Here is a 570-nt window from a genome sequence, read left to right as displayed (position 1 = left end):
TGAAAAGTAAAATTGACCCGAGACTTTCGCCGAACGGAGCGTAGCTAATCGAGAACCCATGAAAACCTATACCCCTATTCCACTCTACCGTCACTTCGAGTGATTTTGCGGAATGAAATGGAGTAAAATTGTATCGAGAACCCATGAAAAGCTTCACCACTATTCCACCCTACCGTCACTTCGAGTGATTTTTACGCAATGAAATGGAGTAAAATTGACCCGAGGCTTTCGCCGAACGGAGCGTAGCTAATCGAGAACCCATGAAAACCAAAACCACTATTCCACACCACCGTCACTTCGAGTGATTTTACAGAATGAAATGCAGCAAAATTGACTCGAGGCTTTCGCCGAACTGAGCGCAGCTAATCGAGAACTACTGAAAAGCTACTCCACTATTCCACCCTACCGTCACTTCGAGTGATTTTGCGGAATGAAATGGAGTAAAATTGTATCGAGAACCCATGAAAAGCTACTCCACTATTCCACCCTACCGTCACTTCGAGTGATTTTGCGGAATGAAATGGAGTAAAATTGACCCAAGGCTTTGACGAACTGAGCGCAGCTAATCGA

The sequence above is a fragment of the Flavobacterium sp. genome, from assembly GCF_003525665.1.
Taxonomy (GTDB): domain Bacteria; phylum Bacteroidota; class Bacteroidia; order Flavobacteriales; family Flavobacteriaceae; genus Flavobacterium.
The sequence above is the reverse complement of the archived record's forward strand: the minus strand, read 5'-3'. Positions refer to the sequence as shown.